Below are 7645 nucleotides of genomic sequence, written 5' to 3'. Positions count from 1 at the left end.
AACGGGAGATACCGGGGCAACCGGAGTAGGGTTAGCTGGTATTTTGGCATTTGACCCAGCAACAGCTCCAACCTATACAGTAGGTCAAGTGGTGACATATGAAGGTGGAACTTATGTCGTAAATACAGCACCACCAACTGGCACACCAGATACGTCTCCAGATTACACGTTATTGGCAGCCGCAGGTGTGACAGGCGCCACGGGAGCAACCGGTGCCACCGGAGATACAGGTCCGACAGGAGCAACCGGAGTCACAGGCGCCACAGGTGTAACAGGAGATACGGGTGCAACAGGGGCTACAGGAACAGGTGCCACGGGCGCAACCGGTGCAACAGGCGCCACAGGTGCGACAGGATCAAGTGCGATTATTCCATTTGCATCTGGTACGCCAGCTGTTTTAACCACAATCGCAGGCGGTCTAGTTGGAACATCTAGCTTGGTCGGATTCGGTAACTCGGCGACAGGTGTCAGTATTGTAGGCGGAATCATTGATTTAACCGGAGCAGCAGGAACATTGTTAAACATGGCATTCTCCGTTCCAAGAGCTGGAACCATTACGTCATTTGCCGGCTATTTTAGCACGACTGCAGCCCTTTCTCTAGTTGGCACAAATATTACTGTGACGGCTAGTCTGTTTGCTTCACCAACACCAGATAACAGCTTCACTCAAGTAGCGAGCGTTACATTGGCACCGGCGTTAACCGGTATTTTAACGATAGGGGCTATTTCAAACGGTATCGCTACTGGTTTAAGTGTACCAGTCACACCGCAAACAAGATTGCTTGTCGTATTCTCGGCAACAGCTACTGGTCTTTCCTTAGTGAATACTGTAGCAGGCTATGCAAGTGCTGGTTTATCCATCACGTAATAGGCACACAGGGATGACTCAATACTGAGTCATCCTTTTTTGTCTGTGTGAATTTTCTCTTAACTTCATGAGAAAAAATGATATGATTTTCTTAGAGTCTATTCGGGTGAATCTACTGAATTAGGGGTTGTGGCGGTGAGGATGGGCAAAAGGAAAGTCACTTTACAAACAAAAATTTTGGGGTTAATTATTGGTCTTTTACTTGTTGTTATTGCCTTATTGACCATTTGTTTTGGTTTTTTGCAGACATCAGAAAGGCAGAGCCAAGCTGAACAGCTGGCGGTGCAAACTGCTAGAACGATATCTTATATGCCGCCTATTAAAACATCGGTGGCCACGGGAGATTCGCAAAATGAAGAACAGGCTGTGCTTGAGCAAATGAAGGAGCAAGTAAGAGCGCATGCCATTTTTATCACCAATCAAAAAGGAAAGGTTCTTTTTCATACGAATCATGAGGATGTAGGGAAAACCATCAGTGTGTCGGAAGGAAGAAGTACACTGCTATTTGGAGGAACTTCCATATCAACGGGTGATTCTGATGGTGAAACCGTTGTCAGAGGAAGTGCTCCGATTATGAAAGAAACTGGCAGTCATGAAGAAATTATTGGGACCGTCAGCGTCGAATTTTTAAAAAGAGATATCGATCAAGCGACAGCTCATCAACTCTTCAAATTAAGTTATATTGCCCTTCTTGTGCTCTTGCCTGGGGTTTTTGGAGCGATTTTTTTAACAAGGAGTATTCGAAAAGATATATTAGGGCTTGAACCGCATGAAATTGCTTCATTATATCGAGAAAGAGAAGCGATGCTGCATGCGATTAAAGAGGGAATCATTGCATTTGACCGTAAAGGTGCCATTACGATGATGAATACGTCAGCTGAACAGATGCTGCGCGTCTCTTCAACGCTGCCTCTTCATATTGATCAAGTGTTGCCAAATGCCAACCTTCTTTCCTATCTAAAGGTTGAGACGATTGAACCTAACATAGAATCAGTCGTCAATGAGAAAACCTTCGTGCTAAATGTCAAAAAAGTGGTGCAGGACAATCGAGTATTTGGAGGAATTGTGAGCTTCAGGGAGAAAACAGAGCTGACAAAGCTGCTGGATACATTGACAGAGGTCAGTCAATATTCAGAAGACTTGAGAGCACAAACACACGAATTTTCGAATAAACTGTACGCTATTTTAGGCTTGCTTGAGTTGAAACAAGTGGATGAAGCCATTGAGTTAATTAAAGAAGAGTATACACTTCAAAATCGCCAGCATGATTTACTCATGAAGCAAATTCGCTCTCCGAAGATACAAGCCATTTTACTTGGGAAGTTAGGAAAGGCATCTGAGAAAAAGGTTCATTTTCACATTGATGAAAATAGTTCATTGGAGCCGCTCCCAGCCCATTTAAGCTTATCTCACTTTATTACCATCATTGGCAATCTCGTAGACAATGCGTTTGAGGCTGTATTGAATAAGGAGAAAAGAGAAGTCAGCTTGTTCATCACAGATATTGGATTTGATATTATCATAGAGGTATCTGATTCAGGGGACGGTGTAGATGAAGGAGCCATTTCACAACTTTTCACAAGAGGACATTCATCAAAGGGAGAAGGGCGAGGTTATGGACTTGCCAATGTCAAAGAAGTGCTAGATGAACTTGGGGGCTGGATTGAAGTTGCGAACCAAAAAGAAGGCGGTGCCATCTTCACTGTTTACATACCGAAAGGCACAAAGGGGGAATAGGTTGTGATCAAGGTACTTATTGCGGAAGATGATTTTCGAATCGCTGCGATTCATGAATCTTATATACAAAAGGTGCAAGGCTTTCAAGTGGCCGGTAAGGCAAAGAGTGCAAAGGATCTGTGGGAGGCACTTCAAAAAGAACAAGTGGATCTCATTTTACTTGATGTCTACATGCCTGATGAGCTCGGCACGAACCTTTTGCCGCTGTTAAGAGAGCGCCATCCTGAAGTGGATGTGATCATTATCACGGCTGCAACGGAAACGATGCTGTTAAGAGACGCATTGCATTATGGAGTGGTTCATTATTTAATCAAACCAGTGACCGCCCAAAAATTCACGCAGGTTTTAACCGAATATAAAGAGAAGAGAGAGTTAATCAATTCAAAAGAGGAAGTCAATCAAACGATGATTGATCTGTTTTTTGGTCAGATGCAGGAAGAATCGCAGCAAAAGGATGAGCGAGACTTGCCAACAGGCATTAATTCATTGACTTTGGACAAAGTGAAAACATTCATGGCAACAGAGATGAACGGAATTACAGCGGAAGAACTCGGAGAAAAAATGGGCGCATCACGCACAACAGCAAGACGATACGTAGAGTATCTTGTGACAACGGGAGAATGCCGGGCAGAGCTGGCGTATGGAATCATTGGTAGACCAGAACGGAAATATTATCCCGCCAAAAAACAAACGGAGTCATAAAAATGAAAAAAGGAATACTCTTACTCATTTTGGTCTGCCTTTGTACAACGCTCACCTTTAATGAAAAAACAGCAAAAGATTCTTTCCTGGAGCACAGCCCATTATACATTGTGGTATCAGGTGTACCTGATGGCGGATTTGACCAAACAGCTCAAGTGATGAAAACCGTGCTAGAACAAGAAAAGCTAGTGGAAGAGCCTGTGCATATTCTTTATCAAAGAGGCGGAACGGTTGATAAAGGATGGACCTATATGATGGAGCGAGATGCCAATTATATTAGTTTAAATTCAAGCTTATTATTAAGCCGTAATTTGCTGGGCAGCAGTAACGTGACCATGAATGATGTCACCCCGCTTGCTATTCTTGCGGAAGAGTGGCAGGTAGTCGCAGTGCCAGTTGATTCTCCTTTCTCAAATGGAAAAGAGCTATTACACGCATTAAAAAATAAACCAGATTCCTTAAAAATTGGGTTTGCCCCGGACTTTGGAAATGATGATCAAATCTCATTCGCACGGGCTGCCGAAATGGCAGGAATTGATCCGTACCGCATTCAGTTTTTAAAATTTGATAGTGCAGATGATTTATTTCAAGCACTCATTGACCATGAGGTAGATGCGGCAACTACGACCATTACAGAGGTTCGCCATGATTATGAAAAGAAAAGACTGAAGCTTGTTGCGACCACAACGAATCAGCGTTTAGAAGGCTTCAAAGACGTGCCCACTTGGAAAGAACAGGGGATTCCGCTCATCTTCTCTCATTGGCGTGGTGTGATGGGACCAAAGCAAATGAATCAGCACGACATTCGAGCATGGGATCAGCTTCTTCAAAAAATGACGCAAACGAAGTCGTGGAAAAAGCAGTTAAAACAAAAAGGCTGGACAAGCCGTTATATGAACAGTAAAGAAGCAAAGGTCTTTATGGAAGAGCAATTAAGGCGATATGAGCAATTTATACAAGGAGAACAAGCGGTCAAATGAGACCGCTTTTTTTTCATGGAACCAACAAAGAACAACAATTGCACAAAATGAACAAAAAGCATTTATCGACCAAAAAAGAATTAAAATTCATAATATTTACTTCAATTCAGGCGTCAGATATCATGACAGAAAGGGTTGGAAATGGGATACCAACATTTAATGAAAGCGTATACAACATAAGGGGTGAACAAAATGTTAGCGATCTTAGGATTTCTTATGATGATTGTATTTATGGTTTTAATTATGACGAAACGTATGTCTGTTCTAACGGCATTGGTATTAACACCGATTGCATTTGCTCTTATTGCAGGTTTTCATTTTACAGAAATTTCAGACATGATTGTCAAAGGTGTACAGCAAGTTGCACCAACGGCGGTCATGATCATGTTTGCCATTTTGTACTTCGGGATTATGATTGATGCAGGTTTATTTGATCCGATGGTGGCAAAAATTTTAAACATCGTCAAAGGCGATCCATTAAAAATTGTTGTCGGAACAGCTGTCCTGACGATGCTTGTCGCACTTGACGGTGATGGAACCACAACGTACATGATTACAACAACAGCCATGCTTCCGTTATTTACACTGCTTGGCATTCGTCCGATTATTTTAGCGGGTATCGCCGGAGTCGGCATGGGGATTATGAATACGATTCCATGGGGAGGGGCAACACCTAGAGCGGCAAGTGCACTTGGCGTTGATCCATCACTTTTATTTGGCCCGATGATTCCAGTCATTGGTGCAGGGGTTTTGAGCATGATTGTGGTGGCATACTTTCTTGGGAAGTCTGAAAGAAAACGTCTTGGTGTTATTGAGCTTGAACAGCCGATTCATGCCAATGAAATGGCAGCGGCACTGCAAGATGATATTAAGCGACCGAAACTTTGGTGGTTTAACCTGACACTGACTTTGCTATTGGTTCTCTTGCTTGTGTCTGGAAAAGTAAGCTTAACGGTTCTGTTTGTTCTTGCCTTCTGTGTTGCCATTATCGTGAACTATCCGAATTTAGAGCAGCAGCGTGAGCGGATTGCGGCTCATTCAACAAATGTTTTGGCGATTGCTTCGATGATTTTTGCGGCAGGTGTTTTTACAGGCATCTTAACTGGGACGAAAATGGTTGATGAAATGGCGATTTCGATTGTTTCAGCTATTCCAGAGCAGCTTGGCGGGTTTATTCCAGTCATTGTCGCGCTAACAAGCGGGATCTTCACTTTCTTTATGCCGAATGATGCATACTTTTATGGGGTACTGCCGATCCTATCAGAAACAGCGGCAGCATACGGTGTCGATAAAATTGAGATTGCGAGAGCATCTATCATTGGTCAGCCGATTCATATGTTAAGCCCACTTGTTCCATCGACTCATTTACTTGTTGGACTCGTTGGGGTATCACTAGATCAGCATCAGAAATTTGGTATGAAATGGGCGGTTCTTGCAGTCGTCGCCATGACAGTGATGGCGGTTCTCATTGGGGCCATTTCGATCTGGTAATGAGAAGAGTGTCTGCTGCTCATGCAGGCGCTCTTTTTTAGGTCCTATTGCAGGGCAAGCTCCATTCATTTGCCCTATATAAAGACATGCATGATTCCTCCAAAAGATATATTTTTGAAAAATGCTGACACTTTTGCTGTTTTTTTCTTTATAATGCAAATCAACGAAGGGAGAGGATAGCATGTCCAAACAGAAAAGTACCATTCTTTTTGCTGCTGTATGCCTCATGGCAGGAAGTTTGTCGATGGTGACCCCAGCTTCAGCGAATGCAGAGACCCCTTATTATGGAAAAAGCTATGAGCAGCCAGCCTCGGTTCAAAAACTGTATCCTGAGCCTGACGAAACGTTTGATACCCCTGCTTTTCAGAAAAAAGGAAAAGCATTTACCACACAAGAAGAGCTTCAAGATTTTTTACGTGACATTGTCAGTAAAAGTCCTTACGCCACGCAGAAACAGATTGGAACATCCATTGAAGGCAGGTCCATTCCAGCCCTCTATTTTACAAAGGATCGCCACATCTCTCCACTGTCAAAAAAGCCAACGATCTGGCTTCAAGCACAAATACACGGAAATGAACCAGCCTCCGGTGAATCTGCCCTTGTCATCGCCAAACGACTAGCAGGTGATGAAGGAGAGCGTATACTGAGCCATGTCAACGTCATCATTGTCCCAAGAATCAACCCAGATGGTTCTTATGCATTTGACCGCAGACTTGCAAACGGAATGGATGGCAACCGTGACCACATGACATTAGAATCTCCAGAGCTGACAGCCCTTCATCAAGAATTTAATCGCTATGCGCCCGAGGTCGTCATTGATGCCCATGAATATGATGTCGGTCAAAAGCAGTTTGAAGATATCGGTGCAATAGGTGCTCTCAAGTATCACGATTTGCTGATATTATCCGGTAAGAATTTGAACATTCCTGAAAGCATTCGTTTCACGTCAAATGAATTGTACGTCAACGGAGTACGTGAAACATTGACGAATAAAGGATTTTCCAACGATTTATATTATACAAACACAAGAGGGAAGGACGGAAAGATCGACCTTTATGAAGGCGGAACCGATGCACGAATTGGCCGAAATGCCCTGGCGCTTTCACCAGCTTTATCATTTCTTGTAGAAAGTAGGGGGATTGGAATTGGCAGAGAGGACTTTACTCGGCGTGTGGCAGCACAAGTCACCACTCATGAAAAAATCATTGAGACAACAGTGAAGCATGCTAAGCAGGTGAAGCAGCAAATGGTGACGGAGCGGCTGAAACTTGTGAAAAAAGGTCTTCAACCAAATGATGATGATCAAGTAGTCATTCAAGATGCTTTCAAGGCGCCTGTGAACGATTCACTTGAAATGGTGGATCTTGAGAAAGGACAAACCACCAATGTCCCGGTACGTTTTCATAGTGCAAGTGATGCGGTTCCTGTATTGACAAGAGAACGGCCGACAGCTTATCTTATTCTCCCAGGACATGAAGGAGTAGATAGAAAGCTCAGAACTTTAGGGTTAAAAAGTGTGACATTGCCTGTTGGCATGAAAGTGCCAGTTCAAGCCTATGAGGTGACAAAACGAGTGGAAACAAGCAAAACAGATATTCAGCTTGAAACGAGGCTCGTTGAAAAGAAACGTCAACTGCCAAAAGGAACAAAGGTATATGTGACTGCACAGCCAGAGACCAATTTGTTGTCACTTGCCCTTGAACCAGAATCAAAAGACAGCTATATGTCATCAGGTTTTATTGCATCAAAAGTAGGCGATGAACTACCAGTTTACCGATTCTTGTTATCTCAAAAGACGTTAGGTATAAATAAAAAGGACTAAAATCAAGTTCATTTTAGCCCTTTGTCAACCACCCTAGAAGCGGCA

The 7645-nt window shown here is 43.2% G+C and carries 6 protein-coding genes; all 6 read left to right on the top strand.

Annotated features, from left to right (window positions below; genetic code table 11):
- A partial coding sequence (locus tag ACTJJD_RS17455; protein ID WP_440608705.1) for an exosporium glycoprotein BclB-related protein occupies positions 1–868 on the top strand: 868 nt, incomplete at its 5' end.
- A 141-nt stretch (positions 869–1009) separates the two neighbouring features.
- The gene (locus ACTJJD_RS17450) at positions 1010–2605 is read left to right on the top strand and encodes a sensor histidine kinase (RefSeq protein WP_265153666.1); all 1596 of its coding nucleotides are present in this window, start codon (positions 1010–1012) and stop codon (positions 2603–2605) included.
- Between the two features lie 3 nt (positions 2606–2608).
- Complete coding sequence (locus ACTJJD_RS17445) at positions 2609–3307, top strand: response regulator (protein ID WP_144667956.1); 699 nt, start codon at positions 2609–2611, stop codon at positions 3305–3307.
- Positions 3308–3309: 2 nt separating this feature from the next.
- Entirely contained in the window at positions 3310–4287 is a 978-nt protein-coding gene (locus tag ACTJJD_RS17440) for a tripartite tricarboxylate transporter substrate-binding protein (RefSeq protein ID WP_281215885.1), read from the top strand.
- Between the two features lie 192 nt (positions 4288–4479).
- Complete coding sequence (locus tag ACTJJD_RS17435; RefSeq protein WP_056408464.1) at positions 4480–5778, top strand: citrate:proton symporter; 1299 nt, start codon at positions 4480–4482, stop codon at positions 5776–5778.
- Positions 5779–5959: 181 nt separating this feature from the next.
- Positions 5960–7600, top strand: a complete 1641-nt coding sequence (locus ACTJJD_RS17430; RefSeq protein ID WP_440608704.1) for a M14 family metallopeptidase — start codon at positions 5960–5962, stop codon at positions 7598–7600.
- The last annotated feature ends 45 nt before the right edge of the window (positions 7601–7645 follow it).

This window comes from Bacillus sp. 22446 (genome assembly GCF_052044955.1).
Taxonomy (GTDB): Bacteria; Bacillota; Bacilli; order Bacillales; family Bacillaceae; genus Bacillus; species Bacillus altitudinis.
Note: the sequence above shows the minus strand (reverse complement) of the source record. Positions and strands in the feature narration are given on the sequence as shown.